Below are 15,679 nucleotides of genomic sequence, written 5' to 3' on the forward strand. Positions count from 1 at the left end.
TCGATGGCCGGGACAGCGGCCGAGGATCGGCCCGACGCGGCCGAATGGCACAACCCGCTGCGGGACAAACGGGACAAACGGCTTCCGCGCATCGCCGGACCGTGCAGCATGGTCATCTTCGGCGTGACGGGTGACCTGTCGCGGAAGAAGCTGATGCCGGCCATCTACGACCTGGCGAACCGGGGGCTGCTGCCCCCGGCCTTCGGCCTGGTCGGCTTCGCGCGCCGCGACTACGCGGACGAGGACTTCGCTCAAGTGGTGCTGGAGGCGGTCAAGGCGCACGCGCGCACCCCGTTCCGCCAGGAGGTCTGGGATCAGCTTCTGGAGGGCATCCGGTTCGTCCAGGGCACCTTCGACGACAACGCGGCCTTCGACCGGCTCGCCGACACCCTGACCACGCTGGACAAGGAGCGCGGCACCGGCGGCAATCACGCGTTCTATCTGTCCATCCCGCCGAACATGTTCCCGGTCGTGCTCGATCAGCTCTGCGCGCACGGCCTGGCCCAGACCACCGGGCCGGACGCGGCGCGCAAGCCGTGGCGGCGGGTGGTGATCGAGAAGCCGTTCGGGCACGACCTGAAGAGCGCGCAGGAACTCAACGCGCTGGTCAACGGCGTGTTTCCGGAGGAGCGGGTCTTCCGCATCGACCACTATCTCGGCAAGGAGACGGTGCAGAACATCCTCGCGCTGCGCTTCGCCAACCAGCAGTACGAGCCGATCTGGAATGCCAACTTCGTCGACCACGTGCAGATCACCATGGCCGAGGACATCGGCCTCGGCGGACGCGCAGGCTATTACGACGGCATCGGCGCCGCGCGCGACGTGATCCAGAACCACCTGCTGCAACTGCTGGCCCTCACCGCCATGGAGGAGCCGATCAGCTTCGAGCCCAAGCAATTGCAGACCGAGAAGATCAAGGTGCTCTCGGCGACCAGGCTCATCGAACCGCTGGACGAGACCACCGCGCGCGGCCAGTACACCGAGGGCTGGCAGGGCAGCGAGCACGTGGTCGGGCTGTTGGAAGAAGAGGGCTTCGACCCGAACTCCAGGACCGAGACCTATGCCGCGATCCGCCTGGAGATCGACACCCGCCGCTGGGCGGGTGTGCCGTTCTTCCTGCGCACCGGCAAACGGCTCGGACGCAGGGTCACCGAGATCGCGGTGATCTTCAAGCGGGCGCCGCACCTGCCGTTCGACCAGACCATGACCGAGGAACTCGGCCAGAACGCGCTGGTCATCCGGGTGCAGCCGGACGAGGGCATCACCACGCGGTTCGGCTCGAAGGTGCCCGGCTCCAGCATGGAGGTACGCGACGTCAACATGGACTTCAGCTACGGCGAGGCGTTCACCGAGTCCTCGCCGGAGGCCTACGAACGCCTGATCCTCGACGTGCTGCTCGGGGAGCCGTCGTTGTTCCCGGTGAACGCGGAGGTCGAATTGTCCTGGCGCATCCTCGATCCGGTGCTCGACCACTGGGCCGCGGGGGGAAGGCCGGAGCCGTACGAGGCGGGCACCTGGGGTCCGTCGTCCGCGGACGAGATGATCGCCCGCACCGGGCGGGAATGGCGGCGCCCGTGATCGTCGACATGCCCGACACCAAGACCGGCGAGGTCACCAAGCGCATCGTGCAGTTACGCGAGAGCAACGGCGTGATCACCATGGGCCGCGTGCTCACGCTGGTGGTGTGCACGCTCGACAGCTCCGAGGCCGAGCACGCGATCGAGGCGGCGAACGAGGCCAGTCGCGAGCACCCCTGTCGCGTGGTGGTGCTCGCGCGCGGCGACCGGGAGGCGCCCACCCGGCTGGACGCGCAGATCCGGGTCGGCGGCGACGCGGGCGCGGCCGAGGTCATCGTGCTGCGGCTGCAAGGCCAACTGGTCAATCACGAGAGCAGCGTCGTCACCCCGTTCCTGCTGCCGGACACTCCGGTGGTCGCCTGGTGGCCGCGCGGAGCGCCGGAGTTCCCGTCCAAGGATTCGGTCGGCCGTCTCGCGGGCCGCCGCATCACCGACGCCACGTTCGCCGCCGATCCCCAGGCGGCGATCAAGAAGCGGCTGCGGTCCTATGCCAGCGGCGACACCGATCTGGCGTGGAGCCGGATCACCTACTGGCGGGCTCTGCTGGCGTCGGCCATGGACGAGCCGCCGTTCGAGCCGGTGGATTCGGTGACGGTCTCCGGGCTGCGCGACGAGCCCGCCCTGGACATGCTGGCCGGCTGGCTGGCCGCCCGGCTGGATTGTCCCGTGCGCAGGCGCACCGGCCCGCTGCGGGTGGAGCTGCATCGGCCCACCGTCTCCATCGCGATCGAACGACCGCAGACCGGGCGCACCGCCACGCTGACCCGCACCGGCGAACCGGTGCAGCGCATCGCGCTGGCGCGCAGGGAGACTCGGGACTGCCTCGCCGAGGATCTGCGCAGGTTGGACGCGGACGAGATCTACGCCGAGGCGCTGGCCGGAATCGAAAGGGTGATCTATGAGTGAGCACACCGATTCGCCGTTCCCCAGCGACACCGTCGAGGTGCATCTCGACACCGAGTCGCTGGTGGCCGCCGCGGCGGCCCGCTTCGTCTCGGTCGTCGTGGCCGCTCAGGCCGAGCGCGGTTCGGCGTCGGTGGTGCTGACCGGCGGCGGCACCGGCATCGCCCTGCTCGAGCAGGTGCGCAAGGCGCCTGGTGACATCGACTGGTCCCGGGTCGAGGTGTTCTGGGGCGACGAGCGTTTCGTGCCCGCGAACGATCCCGAGCGCAACGACCTGCAAGCCAGGCAGGCGCTGCTCGACCACGTGCCGGTGGATCCGGCGCGCGTGCACCCGGTGGCCGTGTCCGACGGCGAGTACCCCGATCCGGTGGAGGCCGCCGCCGAGTACTCCGCCGCGGTGCACGCCCACCTCACCGAACACGGCGCGTTCGATCTGCACCTGCTCGGCATGGGCGGCGAGGGTCACGTGAATTCGCTGTTCCCGGATACCGACGCGGTGCGGGAAGCGCACGAACTCGTCGTCGCCGTGACGAATTCGCCGAAGCCGCCGCCGGTGCGGGTGACGTTGACCCTGCCCGCGGTGCGCCGCAGCAGGCACGTCGTGCTGGTGGTCGGCGGCGCGGCGAAGGCCGAGGCGGTCGCCGCGGCCATCGGCGGCGCGGACCCGGTGGACGTGCCCGCGGCGGGCGCGACGGGCATCGACTCCACCACCTGGCTGCTCGATCAGGAGGCCGCGTCCGCCCTGCGCTGAGCGACTGTCCGCCACCTCGTAAATCCACCTGTCAGCAACCCCGGTTTTCGTAAGAACACCGTCGGATATCCCCGCCGAGCGGCGGAGTTTACGAGATGATCGGTCGGTGACCGATCAGGCAGTCGAGCTGGACGAGCGGTTCCGTGCCGCCGTCGCCGCACTCGCGCCGTACCCCGGCCGCGCGGCGGATCAGCCGATCGCACCGGGCGCGGCGATCACCGGCGCGGCATGCCTCGAGTTGTTCGAAGCACAGGCGACGAGCAGGCATCTCGATTTCGCGGCCCGCCGCCTCGGTGCTGCCCGGCAGGGCTACTACAGCATCGGATCGTCCGGCCACGAGGGCAATGCCGCTCTGGCGGCCGCACTGCGGGTCACCGATCCCGCCCTGTTGCATTACCGGTCGGGAGCGTTCTTCGTGCACCGGGCCCGGCGCGTGCCGGGGCTCGATCCCATCCGGGACGTCCTGCTCGGGGTGGTGGCCGCGGCGGCGGACCCGATCTCCGGTGGGCGGCACAAGGTGTTCGGCAGCGCCGCCGCCGACGTCATCCCGCAGACCTCGACCATCGCCTCACACCTCCCACGCGCCGTCGGGCTGGCGTTCGCGATCGATCGCGCGGCCCGGCTCGATGTCCCCTGTCCCTGGCCCGCCGACTCGGTCGTGGTGTGCAGTTTCGGCGACGCGTCGGCCAATCACTCCACCGCGGCCGGGGCGATCAACGCCGCGATCCACACCGCCCGGCAGGGCGTCGCCATGCCGATCCTGTTCGTCTGCGAGGACAACGGCATCGGGATCAGCGTTCCCACCCCAGCGGAGTGGATTCGGCAGGCGTACGGCAGCCGCCCCGGCCTGGCCTGGTTCTCCGCGGACGGTTGCGCCGCCGTCGACGCGCTGACCACCGCGAACACCGCGGCGCGGTGGGTGCGGGAGCGCCGTGCGCCCGCGTTCTTGCACCTGCGGACCGTGCGTCTGCTCGGTCACGCGGGATCCGACGTCGAGACCGCCTACCGCCGCCCCGCCGAGATCGCCGCCGACCTCGCCCGCGATCCGGTCCTGGCCACCGCACGGCTGCTGATCGAGTCCGGCGTGGCCACGCCCGCCGACGTGCTCGACCGCTATGCCGCCATCGGCCGCCGGGTCGCCACCGTCGCCGAACTCGTCTCGACGGAACCGAAACTCGCCTCGGCGGCGGCCGTGCTGGCCCCGATCGCCCGCGCCCGCCCGGCGCTCGTGCGCGCCGACGCGCTCCGACCCGGCCCGTTCCCCCGCGACCAGCGCGAACACGCGGACACACCGGAGGCGATCATCGGCGTCGGCGCGTCACGCCGGAACGGCGCGGCCCGCACCGAGCCGATGACCATGGCGCAGGCGATCAACGACACCCTCGCGAGTCTGCTGGCACGCGATCGCGACGTGCTCGTCTTCGGGGAAGACGTCGGCCGCAAGGGCGGCGTGTACGGCGTGACCAAAGGTTTGCAGAAGGCGTTCGGCGCGCGCCGGGTGTTCGACACCCTGCTGGACGAACAGAGCGTCCTCGGCACCGCGTTGGGCACGGCACTCGCCGGGTTCGTGCCGATTCCGGAGATCCAGTACCTCGCCTACCTGCACAACGCCGCCGACCAGATCCGCGGCGAGGCGGCCACGCTGTCGTTCTTCTCCGACGGCCGCTACCGCAATCCGATGGTGGTGCGGATCGCCGGATACGCCTACCAGAAGGGTTTCGGCGGCCACTTCCACAACGACAACTCGGTGGCCGCGCTGCGTGACATCCCCGGCATCGTGCTCGCCTCGCCCGCCCGCGCCGACGACGCAGCGGCGATGCTGCGCACGTGCGTGTCGGCGGCCCGCGTGGACGGCAGGGTCTGCCTGTACCTCGAGCCGATCGCGCTGTATCACACCCGCGACCTGCATCGTCCCGGCGACGACGAATGGCTGGCGTGCCCGTCCGCGGCCGGGGACGCCGCGATCGGCCGCGCCCGCGTCTACGGTGACGGCGCCGATCTGACCTTGGTCGGCTTCGCCAACGGGGTGCCGATGAGCCTGCGCGCGGCGCGGCGTCTGGCCCGGCACGGCATCGACGCGCGCGTGCTCGACCTACGCTGGCTCGCTCCCCTGCCGGTGGACGATCTGCTGCGCCACGCGCGCGCGACCGGGCGGGTCCTCGTGGCGGACGAGACCCGCCGCAGCGGGGGTGTGTCGGAGGCCGTGTGCGCCGCGCTGGTGGATGCCGGTTTCACCGGCCGCCTGGCGCGTGTGACCAGCGAGGACAGTTTCGTGCCTCTGGGTCCGGCCGCCGCGACGGTGCTGCTCGACGAGGACCGGATCGAAGCCGCGGCGCTGCGCCTGCTGAGCGAGGCGACCGGCGCACGACCGCGGCGCGCCGAAGCCCCGCATTCCGCGGAACTCGATTCGGCCGGGGAATAGTGGAAATACAGTGAGCACGACGGTGACCAGCAGCGGAAAGGACTCGCGATGACCACGATGTCCATGCTCGGCGAGGTGCGACCGGAGCACGAGCACACGGCCGACGGCGACCTGGTGCTTCTGCACTACCTGCGGTCGTTCCACAAGCCCGTGCTGGAGGTGTGGTCGGCGGCCACCGAACGCGGCCAGCTCGCCCGCTGGCTCGGCGCGGTCTCCGGCGGCAACGGCAACCTGACCATCGATCTGTTCGACGGTCCCGTGTCCGGTCCGGTCGCGGTGCGCGTCGACCACTGCCAGGCGCCGCACGAATTGGTCGTGCACGTCGACGGCTGCCTGCTGGAAGTCCGGATGACCCAGGTCGGCGTGGTCACCACCGTGGAGCTGACCCGCCGTCATGTCTCCCCCGCCGACGCGGGCGTCATCGGCCCGCGCTGGCAGTACCTGCTCGACCGCCTCACCGCCTACCTCGACTATCAACCGCTGCCGCGCTGGTCGGACTATCCGAAGCTGGCCGGGGAATACCGCTAGGCCCGCGGTCAGTAGAAGAATCCGGCGACACCCCAGCCGGGACGCGCCTGCGCCTCCCGGATCCACGCCACGCAGGACTCGATGGCGGCGAGCACCTCGTGATCCACCTCCTCGCGTTGCGGTGGCGTGGTCGACTCCCATTGCACCAGCGCTTCCGCGCACTGCTCCGGCGTCCACTCGCCGTAGCCGGGCAATTCGTCCGGCTGCGGCAGCGACGGCGGCAGCGAGTGGTACATGAACGACCGGACACTGACCGCTTTGATGCCGAGCGTGGCCAGCCCGTCGTCGACGTGGTCGAGCCAGCGGCCCCGGAACGCCGAGAAGTAGCGATTGTCCACGAACCGGCCGTAGAACTGGCAGATCGTCTGGAAGGCGTAGCCGTACTGGAAACCGTAGGCGGGGTCGAACGGGCCGCCGTCGATGACGGCGCGCACCGCCTCGTAGCGGGTGGGCGCGCCGGCCGCGATCTCCTCGGCGAACCAGTCGTCGTCATGGGTGAGCTGGGCTTTGAACCGGCCGCCGATCATCCGCCGGAGCTTGTCGTCCCCTGACCCGATGGCGCCCTTGATCCGGTCCAGCTCGACGACGTAGATGCTCAGGCCATAACTCATTCACCGAACAGTAGCGGTGCCCACCGACATCGAACGCGCCTGAGCCCGACGATGATTCGGTTCAGGCCGGATGCGCGGCCAGATGGGCCAGATGAGCGGTGAGCAACGCGTTCACCTGCTCGGTCCGTTCCAACTGGACGAGGTGGCCCGCGTCGGCGATCTCGGTCACCGCGCGCAGGTCGGCGACGTGCGCGCGCATCGTGGCGAGCGGATCGCGGCCGCTGAAACCTTCCATGTCGGGATCTCGGTCGCCGTACAGGAAGTAGGCGGGCACAGTGACTTTCGCGTCCGCGTAGTCGGCGGTGAGTTCCCAGTTGCGATCGAGGTTGCGGTACCAGTTCAATCCGCCGGTGAACCCGGTTCGCTCGAAATCCTCGGCCAGCACGTCCAATTCGTCCGCGCCGAGCCAGCGCCACGGCAGCGCGGGGGCCTGCGGCAGCACGTCGAGGTAGCCGGTGCCCTCGGCGGGGAAACGCCAGGTGTCGAGGTAGTGATAGTCGGCGCTGAGCGCGTGGTACACGCGGGCGAGGAACTCCCGTGGCCGCGCGCCGAGTTCCGCGTCCGCCACGCCGGGAGTCTGGAAGTAGTGCAAGTGCAGGAAGTGCCGAGCCGCCGCCTTGGCCCACAGCTGCGACGGAGCGCGCGGCGGACGCGGCGCGAACGGATTGTTCAGGACGACCACCCCGCGCACCCGCTCCGGCGCGCGCAACGCCAGTTCCCATACCAGGGCCGCACCGAAGTCCAAGCCGACGAACACCGCCTGCTGCGCGCCGATGTCGTCGAGCAGGGCGAGCAGATCACCGCAGACCGCGCGATTGGTGTACGCCTCCGGGTCGGCCGGGATATCGGTGCGCCCGTAACCCCGCAGGTCCGGCGCGATGGCACGGTATCCGGCCGCCGCGACCGCGGGAAGCTGACGGTGCCAGATGTACCAGGTGTGCGGGAAGCCGTGGCAGAAGACCACCGGCTGCCCGGCTCCCTGCTCGGCGACGTGCATTCGCACGCCGCCGGTCGTCACGAACCGATGCGTCAGCTCCACTCGGACCTCCCAGCGATACACTAGAACACGTTATCGTTTCACGGTAATGTTCCGGTTTCGTGAGCGGAATACCCGAAAGGCTCGAAGGCAAGGTCGCGGTGGTCACCGGCGCCAGCCGCGGCATCGGCAAGGGCATCGCGCTGGAACTCGGCGCGGCGGGCGCCACGGTGTTCGTCACCGGCCGCTCGACGGCGCAGGGACGACTACCAGGCACCGTACACGCCACGGCCGCCGAAATCGATGCCGCGGGCGGGACCGGCATCCCGTTCGTGTGCGACCACCGCGACGACGACGCGGTGGAGCGGCTGTTCGAGCTGATCCGCACCGAGCACGGCAGACTGGACGTGCTGGTGAACAACGTCTACAACTCCCCCGCCGCGGCCCGCTGGCTGGGCAAGCCGTTCTGGGAGGTCCCGCCGGAGGCATGGGACGAATCGTTCGACGTGGGCGTGCGATCCCATTATGTGGCAAGCTATTTCGCCGCTGGGCTGCTGATCGAGTCCGGCGGGCTGATCGTCAACATCTCGTCGCCGGGCGCGCGCCGGTACATGCACAACGCGGTGTACGGAGTCGCGAAATCCGCCGTCGACCGGCTCACCGCCGACCTGGCGCAGAATCTCGCCGGCACCGAGGTCACCGTGGTCTCGCTTTGGCCGGGCATCGTGAACACCGAACTGCTGCAACTGGTTCCGGCCGATGCCGAGGGCAGGCGGCTGGTCACCCTCCCCGGCGAGGGCACCTTCGACCTCGGCGACGCGCAGACGCCGCGCTTCACCGGCCGCGCCGTCGTCGCGCTCGCCACCGACGCGGGGCGGCGCGCGCGCACCGGACTTCCCTGGCCGGTCGCCGATCTCGCCGAGTACTACGGGTTCACCGACGTCGACGGCCGCGTTCATCGCCTCGACTGACGCCGGTCAGAGCACACCGAGAAAGCGCTGCACCGAACGCGGCGGGACCGGCTTCGAGCGTCAGCGCCGCGGCCGCGCCGCTGACCGCCGGTTACGGCGCGGGACAGATCCTGGGTCCGCTGGTGGTGGCCCCGGTGATCGGGACGAGCTATTCCGCCGCGTTCGTCATCGCCGCGATCGTGCTCGGCGCGGCGGCGCTCACGGCGGGCGCGGTGACCGCGGGGATCAGGCGAACTTGATCTCCAGGCCGATGCCGAGGATGGCGATCAGCCAGATGACGCCGGTGAAGATGGTGACGCGGTCGAGGTTCTTCTCCACGACGGTGGACCCGGACAGGCTGGACTGCACGCCGCCGCCGAACAAGCTGGACAGACCTCCACCCTTGGCGCGGTGCAGCAGCACCAGCAGCACCAGCAGCACGCTGGTGATGATCAGGAGGATATCCAGGAACATCCGCATGCCGGACAGTGTATGCGGTCGGTGCGACGGCACCGAATCAGGCACTCGGCGGGGCCTACCGCCGGTCGACCGCGACCAGGTGGGTGACCTGTTCCCCTTCGGCGGCGCCGAACTTCGCGACGGCCTCTTCCCGCAGCTGATCCTGGGCGGTGAGCCGAACCTGGTGCTGGTGCATGTGCTCGGCCCAGGAGCGCACGACGAACGCCTCGACATAGCGATCGATCACCCCGACGTCGCGATACAGGCGCCATTCCATCGCTCCGGTGCGCTGCCTGGAGCGCCCGACGAAGGCCATGGCGGCGAGGAATTCCTCCACGCATTCCTCCGGCACGTCGTAGTTGCGCAGGATCAGCACCGGACCGTCGTCGGGATCGGGTTCGACCACCAGCTCCGGTTCCGGCCAGAACGCCGATGGTGTGAGATCGAGCAGCTCGGGATCGTTGCGGATGGGCAGCCACACCGTGCTCACCGCGCAGAACGCCAGCAGCGCCGCGGCCCACAGCAGCGCGGGCACCGTACCGATCGCGTCGGCGACCACGCCCCAGACCAGCGAGCCGATCGCCTGTCCGCCCATGAAGACCAGCAGGTACACCGACAGTCCTCGGGCGCGCACCCAGGACGGCAACAGCAGTTGCATGGTCGAGTTCATCGTGGACATGGCCAGCAGCCAGGCCAGCCCCGCGAACACCAGCAGCACGAGCACCACCGGCACGACGCTCAGCAGCGCGCTGCCCGCCGTCGCCAGTCCGAACAGGATCGCGGCGGCGGTCAACCGCTGAGTGGGGGTCAGCCACGCGCGCAACCGCGACAGCCCCGCGGCGCCGAGCACCGCGCCGATGCCGAGCGCGCCGAGCATCAGGCCGTACCCGGACGAGGACAATCCGAGCTGATCACGCGCGACCACCGGCAGCAACGCCCACACCGCGCTGGCGGGCGCGATGAACAGGATCGAGCGCAACAGCACCCGGCGGATGGCGGGTGCCGCGCGGATGAACCGGGTGCCCGCCTGCAAGGCCGCCAGCGGGCGCTCGGTGGGCAGACGCCGATCGGTCGCGGGGCGGCGCCACACCGTCAGCACCGCGACGATGCCGACGAACGACACCGCGTTCAGCGCGAACACCAGCGTCGGCCCGGACAGCGACACCAGGACCCCGGCCAGCGCCGGACCCACCGCCCTTCCGATGTTGATGTTCATGCTGCCCAGCGCCGACGCCGCCGGGATCTGCTCGCGCGGGACGAGTTCGGGCTGGATGGCCTGCCAGGCGGGCGCGGTCAGCGCTTGGCCGCAGCCGAGCAGGAACAACAGGGTGAGCAGCACCGCGGGCGTGGTGTGCCCGGTCGCGGTCGAGACCGCCAGGACCATGGCCAGCACCGCCATCGTGGACTGCGCGCCGAGCAGCAGCCTGCGCCGATCCAGCAGGTCGGCGATCACGCCGGACGGGATGGACAGCAACATCACCGGAAGCGTGATCGCGGTCTGCACGAATGACACCAGCGCCGCCGCGTTGGGCTGATCGACCATGATCCACTGCGCGCCGACGGTCTGCATCCAGGTGCCCAGGTTCGACACCAATTGCGCCACCCACAGCGCCCGGTAGACCGGAGAACGCAGCGGCGCCCAGGTGGAAATCGGCGTCGTCGCGGCGGTGGTCACTCGCCGGAGTCTAGTCGCGGGACGAACACCTTCCCGCCGCCGTGTCCTGCGCAGGCGCCGCCGGTCGCGCCGGTCTCGCCGCGAGCAGCACCGCCAGGACGAGCAAGGCGGCGCCGGCCAGCCCCGGCGCGGTGAGGCGTTCGCCCAGGAACACCGCCGCCAGCACCGCTCCCGTGAGCGGTTCGAGCAGGGCGAGCACCGCGGCGAGCCCGGGACCGGCCGTCGCGAGCCCCCGGAAGTACAGGGTGTAGGCCACGGCGGTGGGCGCCAGCCCCAGCAGGAGCACCAGCGCGACGCTGTTCGGCGTCGGATCGAACGCGACACCGCCCGCCGCCGCGAGCGGAGCCAGCAGCACAGCGCCACCGGTGAACCCGAGGCCCGTGGTGGTCATCGCGTCGAGCCCGGGAACGGGCGTCGCGTTGATCACGGTGACCGTCGCGAACGCCGCCGCGGCCGTCGACGCGAGCACCGCACCCGCCAGCAACCCGCCTGCCCCCGCGTCGCCGGTCGGGACGCCGACCAGCAGAGCCAGTCCGCAGAGGGCGATGCCGATGGTCACCGCACGGAGCCGGTCCACCGCGCGCCTTCCGGTGGAATGCTCCAGCGCGGCGACGAGCACCGGCGACATGCCGATCGTGATCAACGTGGCGAGGCTCACCGACGACGTCGTCACGGCGGCGAAATAGGCCGCCTGGAACACCGCCGCGAGCACGGCCACCGCGCCGATCCGCCGCCACGCCAGCGGGTCGCGCGGCCACGGCCGCCGCGTACTCACCAGCAGCGCCACCAACAGCAGCCCGCCGACGGCGAGCCGGCAGGTCGCCACCGCGACAGGTGACAACCCGGTGGCCCGGTGCAACAAGGTGCCGAGCAGACCTCCGGTACCCCAGAGGATTCCGGCGCCGACGAGGTGGACCAGCCCCGAACGGCCGGTCGAGGACACAGATGAGGACATCGAGAATCGCGCTCCTGCGACGAGAGGGATAAGGGGTCGCGGAAGCGAGGTGCACAGCAATGCCGAAAGGGCGCGCTCACCGCTCGGTGGCGCGCTGGAGACCTACACCTCGCTCAGGAGGCGGGCGGCGGGGTGATGGGGAAGCACCGGTGCACGGCACAGATCCTAGTACGAGGCGCGGCGAGTCATCCCATGAGTTCCGGTTTCCGCCCGGCCACGGTTGCCCCGCGCAGCCGCCGCGACCGCCGAAATCCTGGTGGAACTGGACGACATCGGTAGCATCGCCGCATGGTGGCACACTCGGCGCGACTGGGACCCGTCGTCCTGCTCGCCCTCTGCGCGATCACCGGGTGCTCGAGCGGCGAACCGAAGCGGGGCGCCGACGAACCGACTCCGGTGGACCGCACCTTCATCTCGACCGATGTGCAGGGCACTCCGATTCCCGGCGGCGGACCGCTGACGCTCGGCTTCACCGACAGCCGCGTCGCCGCAGACGCCGGCTGCAACAAGTTCACCGGCGCGGTCTCCTTCGACGACCACGTCCTGCACGTCTCCGGTCTGGCCACCACCCTCATGGCCTGCGAGGACGATCGGCGCGGAGCCGACGAATGGCTCAGCGAGCTGCTGAATTCCGAGCCGAGCTGGCGGCTCGACGACGCGCGGCTGATGCTGCACAGCCCCGACCGCACCGTCACCTTGCTCGACAAGAAGGTCGCCCGGCCGGACAAACCGGTCAAGGGCACGCCGTGGCTGGCCACCGCGCTCATCACCGACAACAGCCAGGTCCGCTCCCGCGCCCTCGACGAGGCCCAGCCCACGCTCGTCATCGCCGAGGACGGCGGTGTCTCCGGCAACGCCGGGTGCAACCGCATGACCGGCAGCGCCGAGGTGTCCGGTACCGGGATCACGTTCCGGATCGCCACCACGAAGATGATGTGCTCGCCGGAGGTGATGGAAGTCGAGCAGGCCGTGCTGAAAGCCCTGGACGGCAAGACCACCGCCGCGGTGGACGCCGACACGCTGACCCTGCGCAACGACAACGGCGCGGGACTGGTCCTGCACGCGCAGTGAGCGCGCCCGCTACTTCTTCCGCGTGAGCACCACGCGATCGGCGACCCGCTCCGCCTCGCCGGGCGGCGCGAAGTAGATCTCCATGACCACCCGATCGGCCGATTCCGGGCGGATCACCGTGCGCATCGGAATGGTCTTGCCCACGAACTGCGGGCCGAGCACACCGGGATCGGTGAATTCCCCGGCCATGACGATGTCGGGGTCGCCGCCACTGTTCTTGGCGCCCTTGTAGCTCATCGTCATCGGCGTGACACTGTCGACGGTCGTCCACTCGTAGCGGTTGTCCGTCGGCGCGAATCCGAGCAGACCGAGCCGGTAGTACGGTTTGTCGCCGAAGGCGCCCTCCGCTTGCTCCCGCAGGAAGTTGCCGCCGGTCTCGGCGATCCAGTCCCACCGCGAGACGATCTCGCTCCTGATCGGATTCTCCGCCGTGCCACCGGCGATGTAGGTCGATTTCTCGCCCTTCCACTCCCCCACGAGCTGGTTCAGCCTGCGGTGCCCGGCGTCCTGCTGCTGCGGCTGCGCCGCCGTCGCGGTGGCGGAGGTCGCGTCGTGGTGGGTGTGCTCGTCGTGCGAGGTGTCTCCGGAACAACCGGCGAGGGCGGCCAGCGCGACGAGCGCGACCGGGAGTGCGGCGTACAGCTTGCGTGGCATCACGGAAATCCTTGTCCGACCGGCGATTCGAGCCGCGTCATCATCGCACGGACCGACCGCGCCGGTCGTTCACCGCTGGGAAACGCACGACAGCCCGGTATCGCGGGAGCGGCGATACCGGGCTGTCGCGGGTAGTGCCAGGGGTCAGGGCAGCGGGCCGCCCGCGGCGATGGCGGAAAGAGTGGCGAATTCGTCACCCTTGAGCGAAGCGCCGCCGACCAGCGCGCCGTCGATGTCGCTCTGCGCGACCAGTTCTCCGACGTTCTTGGCGTTCACCGACCCGCCGTAGAGCACGCGGACACCCGCCGCGACCTCCGGCGAGGCGAGCTTCTCCAGTTCCCCGCGGATCGCGCCGCACACCTCTTGCGCGTCGGCGGGAGTGGCGACCTTGCCGGTGCCGATCGCCCACACCGGCTCGTAGGCGATGACGATCTTCGAGATCTCCTCCGCCGTCAGGCCTTTCAGCGAGCCACGCAGTTGCTCGAGGTTGTACTCGACGTGCGTGCCCGCCTCGCGGATGTTCAAGCCTTCGCCGATGCACACGATCGGGGTGATCCCGTGCTTGAGCGCCTGCTTGGCCTTCGCCAGCACGGTCGCGTCGTCCTCGTTGTGGTACTGCCGCCGCTCGGAGTGCCCGACCACGACGAAGGTGCAGCCCAGCTTGGCGAGCATGCTCGCGCTGATCTCGCCGGTGTAGGCGCCCGACTCGTGCACCGAGACGTCCTGGCCGCCGTAGGTGAGCAGCAGCTTGTCGCCTTCGACCAGCGTCTGCACGCTGCGGATGTCGACGAACGGCGGGATCACCGCCACGTCCACCTTGTCGAAGTACTTCTCCGGCAGCGCGAACGCGATCTTCTGCACCAGAGCGATGGCCTCGAGATGATTGAGGTTCATCTTCCAGTTGCCCGCGATGAGCGGTTTGCGTGCCATGCTCAGTCCTCCAACACCGCGATGCCGGGCAGTTCCTTGCCCTCCAGGTACTCCAGCGACGCGCCGCCGCCCGTGGAGATGTGCGAGAAGCCGTCCTCTGGCAGGCCGAGCGCGCGCACGGCCGCCGCCGAGTCGCCGCCGCCGACCACGGTGAACGCGCCCTTGCCGGTGGCCGTCACGATCGCCTCGGCCACCCCGCGGGTGCCCGCGGCGAACTTCTCGAACTCGAACACGCCCATCGGCCCGTTCCAGAACACGGTCCGCGCCTCGGTCAGCAGGGCCGCGAAGCGGTCCACCGAATCCGGGCCGATGTCCAGGCCCAGCCAGTCGTCCGGGATCTCGTGCGCCGCAACCACCTTCGACTCCGCGTCGGCGGCGAACTTGTCGGCAACCACGATGTCGCGCGGCAGATGGATGACGTCGGCGTACTGCTCGAGCAGCCGCTTGCAGGTGTCGACCATCTCCTCCTGCAACAGCGAGGCGCCCACCGAAAGGCCCTGTGCCGCAAGGAAGGTGAAGCACATGCCGCCGCCGATCACCAGCGTGTCGACCTTCGGCGCGAGCGCCTCGATGACCGCGAGCTTGTCGGAGACCTTGGAACCGCCGAGCACGACCGCGTACGGCCGGTCCGGGTTCTCGGTGAGCTTGGCCAGCACGTCCACCTCGGCCGCGACCAGCGTGCCCGCGTAGTGCGGCAGCGCCTGCGCGACGTCGTACACCGACGCCTGCTTGCGGTGCACCACGCCGAACCCGTCGGAGACGAACGCGCCGTCGTCGCCGACCAGCTCGACCAGCGCCGCGGCCAGCTTGGCCCGGTCGGCGTCGTCCTTGCTGGTCTCGCGCGGGTCGAAGCGGATGTTCTCCAGCAGCAGCACGTCACCGTCGGTGAGGCCCTCCGACCGCGCCAGCGCGTCCTGGCCCACCACGTCACCGGCGAGCTGCACATTGCGGCCCAGCTCCTCGGCGAGCCTGGCGGCCACCGGCGCCAGCGACAGCTTCGGGTCCGGTCCGCCCTTCGGCCTGCCGAGGTGCGCGGTGACGACGACCTTGGCGCCCGCCTCGGCGAGCGCCTTGATGGTCGGCGCGGAGGCGATGATGCGGCCGGGATCGGTGATCTGTCCCTGGTCGTCGAGGGGCACGTTCAGGTCGGAGCGCACCAGCACGCCCCGGCCCTCGACGCCCTCGCCGAGCAGGTCCGCGAGTGTCTTGACAGCCAT

Annotated in this window: 15 protein-coding genes; 7 read left to right on the forward strand and 8 right to left on the reverse strand. The window is 70.2% G+C overall.

Annotation, left to right across the window (positions count from 1 at the left end; all coding sequences use genetic code 11):
• Positions 1–3 precede the first annotated feature (3 nt).
• The 5 genes from zwf to NB3_RS13465 all read left to right on the forward strand — a co-directional run bounded on the left by zwf (position 4) and on the right by NB3_RS13465 (position 6,181).
• Entirely contained in the window at positions 4–1,578 is a 1,575-nt protein-coding gene (gene zwf / locus NB3_RS13445) for a glucose-6-phosphate dehydrogenase (protein ID WP_067801888.1), read from the forward strand.
• Positions 1,575–2,483, forward strand: coding sequence for a glucose-6-phosphate dehydrogenase assembly protein OpcA (gene opcA, locus NB3_RS13450; RefSeq protein ID WP_174553200.1), 909 nt, complete (start codon positions 1,575–1,577; stop codon positions 2,481–2,483). Before zwf ends, opcA begins: the two co-directional genes overlap by 4 nt.
• Positions 2,476–3,231 carry a 6-phosphogluconolactonase gene (gene pgl, locus NB3_RS13455; protein ID WP_067801907.1) on the forward strand — a complete coding sequence of 252 codons (756 nt, stop codon included), beginning with the start codon at positions 2,476–2,478 and terminating at the stop codon, positions 3,229–3,231. Before opcA ends, pgl begins: the two co-directional genes overlap by 8 nt.
• A gap of 106 nt (positions 3,232–3,337) precedes the next feature.
• A complete protein-coding gene (locus NB3_RS13460; RefSeq protein WP_084486206.1) occupies positions 3,338–5,653 on the forward strand; it encodes a transketolase C-terminal domain-containing protein in 2,316 nt (771 codons plus the stop codon).
• A 48-nt stretch (positions 5,654–5,701) separates the two neighbouring features.
• Complete coding sequence (locus tag NB3_RS13465; RefSeq protein ID WP_067801909.1) at positions 5,702–6,181, forward strand: SRPBCC family protein; 480 nt, start codon at positions 5,702–5,704, stop codon at positions 6,179–6,181.
• A gap of 8 nt (positions 6,182–6,189) precedes the next feature.
• Here NB3_RS13465 and NB3_RS13470 read toward each other — a convergent pair whose 3' ends face one another.
• Both NB3_RS13470 and NB3_RS13475 read right to left on the reverse strand, forming a co-directional pair.
• A complete protein-coding gene (locus NB3_RS13470; protein WP_067801911.1) occupies positions 6,190–6,792 on the reverse strand; it encodes a DUF7691 family protein in 603 nt (200 codons plus the stop codon).
• Positions 6,793–6,853: 61 nt separating this feature from the next.
• Positions 6,854–7,789, reverse strand: a complete 936-nt coding sequence (locus tag NB3_RS13475; RefSeq protein ID WP_067802259.1) for an alpha/beta fold hydrolase — start codon at positions 7,787–7,789, stop codon at positions 6,854–6,856.
• 101 nt (positions 7,790–7,890) lie between these two features.
• On the opposite strand from NB3_RS13475, the gene NB3_RS13480 reads away from it, so the two are divergent.
• A complete protein-coding gene (locus NB3_RS13480) occupies positions 7,891–8,739 on the forward strand; it encodes an SDR family NAD(P)-dependent oxidoreductase (RefSeq protein WP_067801913.1) in 849 nt (282 codons plus the stop codon).
• Between the two features lie 225 nt (positions 8,740–8,964).
• Here the strand turns inward: NB3_RS13480 and secG are convergent, their stop codons facing one another.
• From secG to NB3_RS13495, 3 genes are read right to left on the reverse strand one after another with little or no spacing between them, the layout of a single operon-like run.
• Positions 8,965–9,198, reverse strand: coding sequence for a preprotein translocase subunit SecG (secG, locus tag NB3_RS13485; protein ID WP_039798855.1), 234 nt, complete (start codon positions 9,196–9,198; stop codon positions 8,965–8,967).
• Between the two features lie 55 nt (positions 9,199–9,253).
• Complete coding sequence (locus NB3_RS13490; RefSeq protein ID WP_067801915.1) at positions 9,254–10,852, reverse strand: MFS transporter; 1,599 nt, start codon at positions 10,850–10,852, stop codon at positions 9,254–9,256.
• 10 nt (positions 10,853–10,862) lie between these two features.
• Positions 10,863–11,807, reverse strand: coding sequence for an EamA family transporter (locus tag NB3_RS13495; RefSeq protein WP_067801918.1), 945 nt, complete (start codon positions 11,805–11,807; stop codon positions 10,863–10,865).
• Between the two features lie 288 nt (positions 11,808–12,095).
• Here NB3_RS13495 and NB3_RS13500 point away from each other — a divergent pair, with 288 nt between their 5' ends.
• Positions 12,096–12,878, forward strand: coding sequence for an META domain-containing protein (locus NB3_RS13500; RefSeq protein WP_067801922.1), 783 nt, complete (start codon positions 12,096–12,098; stop codon positions 12,876–12,878).
• A gap of 9 nt (positions 12,879–12,887) precedes the next feature.
• On the opposite strand, the gene NB3_RS13505 is transcribed toward NB3_RS13500, so the two are convergent.
• The 3 genes from NB3_RS13505 to NB3_RS13515 form a co-directional block, all read right to left on the reverse strand.
• Positions 12,888–13,532, reverse strand: a complete 645-nt coding sequence (locus NB3_RS13505) for a DUF1579 family protein (protein ID WP_067801925.1) — start codon at positions 13,530–13,532, stop codon at positions 12,888–12,890.
• Positions 13,533–13,676: 144 nt separating this feature from the next.
• Entirely contained in the window at positions 13,677–14,462 is a 786-nt protein-coding gene (gene tpiA, locus NB3_RS13510) for a triose-phosphate isomerase (protein WP_067801933.1), read from the reverse strand.
• A 2-nt stretch (positions 14,463–14,464) separates the two neighbouring features.
• Entirely contained in the window at positions 14,465–15,679 is a 1,215-nt protein-coding gene (locus NB3_RS13515) for a phosphoglycerate kinase (RefSeq protein WP_067801936.1), read from the reverse strand.

Origin of the sequence: Nocardia beijingensis NBRC 16342, from assembly GCF_001612785.1 — a bacterium.
Lineage (GTDB): Bacteria > Actinomycetota > Actinomycetes > Mycobacteriales > Mycobacteriaceae > Nocardia > Nocardia beijingensis.

What these genes read in the sequence shown, in the direction of transcription:
- NB3_RS13505 (WP_067801925.1), bottom strand. Translation starts at nt 13,532, where the DNA reads ATGCCACGCAAGCTGTACGCCGCACTCCCGGTCGCGCTCGTCGCGCTG.
- NB3_RS13470 (WP_067801911.1), bottom strand. Translation starts at nt 6,792, where the DNA reads ATGAGTTATGGCCTGAGCATCTACGTCGTCGAGCTGGACCGGATCAAG.
- zwf (WP_067801888.1), top strand. Translation starts at nt 4, where the DNA reads ATGGCCGGGACAGCGGCCGAGGATCGGCCCGACGCGGCCGAATGGCAC.
- NB3_RS13495 (WP_067801918.1), bottom strand. Translation starts at nt 11,807, where the DNA reads ATGTCCTCATCTGTGTCCTCGACCGGCCGTTCGGGGCTGGTCCACCTC.
- pgl (WP_067801907.1), top strand. Translation starts at nt 2,476, where the DNA reads ATGAGTGAGCACACCGATTCGCCGTTCCCCAGCGACACCGTCGAGGTG.
- NB3_RS13500 (WP_067801922.1), top strand. Translation starts at nt 12,096, where the DNA reads ATGGTGGCACACTCGGCGCGACTGGGACCCGTCGTCCTGCTCGCCCTC.
- NB3_RS13465 (WP_067801909.1), top strand. Translation starts at nt 5,702, where the DNA reads ATGACCACGATGTCCATGCTCGGCGAGGTGCGACCGGAGCACGAGCAC.
- secG (WP_039798855.1), bottom strand. Translation starts at nt 9,198, where the DNA reads ATGCGGATGTTCCTGGATATCCTCCTGATCATCACCAGCGTGCTGCTG.
- NB3_RS13475 (WP_067802259.1), bottom strand. Translation starts at nt 7,789, where the DNA reads ATGCACGTCGCCGAGCAGGGAGCCGGGCAGCCGGTGGTCTTCTGCCAC.
- tpiA (WP_067801933.1), bottom strand. Translation starts at nt 14,462, where the DNA reads ATGGCACGCAAACCGCTCATCGCGGGCAACTGGAAGATGAACCTCAAT.
- NB3_RS13515 (WP_067801936.1), bottom strand. Translation starts at nt 15,679, where the DNA reads ATGGCTGTCAAGACACTCGCGGACCTGCTCGGCGAGGGCGTCGAGGGC.